The sequence below is a fragment of the Peribacillus sp. P4_C12 genome (genome assembly GCF_056402095.1).
In genome coordinates this window covers 1-1,022 of record NZ_JBFUIB010000926.1, presented here as the reverse complement: position 1 = coordinate 1,022, position 1,022 = coordinate 1, and the positions used below count along the sequence as shown (strand labels likewise).

The following is a 1,022-nucleotide window of genomic DNA, read 5'->3' as shown; positions in this document are numbered from 1 at the left end:
GTGAAGGACTTAAATGTAACTCTTTCATTAGAGGAACTGAAACCAAACCAATGATAATTTTATCTACCTGGTTGATCATACCTGAAGTTACAAGAATTAATAATATGATCCAAGAATATTTAGGTGTTTTCAAATTAATAATCTCCCCTTCTATTCCGTTAACATGAATCAATTGGTATTTTAAAAGTTTTTAAAGGTAAATCTTCCGTGTTTAACCTCGTCTAAACTCTTTATATATATTAATCCCATTACCTCATTTTTTCTGCAATACCTCCAGCTGTTTTTTCACGTACAGGAATACCGCCGCGACCCGCTTTACCTGTTTTCTCATCAATGAACATCGCGAAGTCTGGCGCAATTTCTCGACCATTTGGCATCGTGAGCCACAATCTTAATAAATGACGTTTGCGTTCGGGTTCTTCATAGTCTTCGTATACAGTACGTGAATGAAGAACAGTATAATTATTAACAAATTGCATATCACCCGGTTCCATCATCATATCAATATGCATGTTTTTATCATATAGGAGGGAATCTATTAAGTCATATGCTTCAGTTTCAACTTTTGACAAATATCTACCTGTTTTCGCTTGTGCCGATTCGACATATCCGCGGTTATATCTGCAGCTTAATTTACCTTGGTAATAACTAAAGACTGGTGATGAATAAACAGGAGATTCACCTGGTGTTTCCTCACCACGACGATCCAAGAAATATGGAAGATAGAGAATTCCAAGATACTCTGGGTACCTATCCAGAATTTCATTGTAAACCGCGATGGAACTTACGATACTACTGTAACCGCCAGTTTTAGCTTTTCGAAGACTTAATAATCCGACTACGTCAGATCCATCTGGGTGAAAGGGAAGATGAGCATTCGTTTGGTAACCACGTACATTTGAATCATTAATGTCGAGACCTTGGTCAACAACATGTCCTAATAGATCACCTTTTGCGTTTTGCGTTACCGGGATGCCCAGGTGGACTCCGAGACCCCAGTAAATGATGCTTGCTTCTTCATC

At 38.2% G+C, this 1,022-nt stretch carries 1 protein-coding gene; it reads right to left on the bottom strand.

Going from position 1 to position 1,022, the window contains the following annotated elements; translation table 11 throughout:
- Window positions 1-248 precede the first annotated feature (248 nt).
- A partial coding sequence (locus tag AC1DUW_RS30305; RefSeq protein WP_477644369.1) for a TauD/TfdA family dioxygenase occupies window positions 249-1,022 on the bottom strand: 774 nt, incomplete at its 5' end.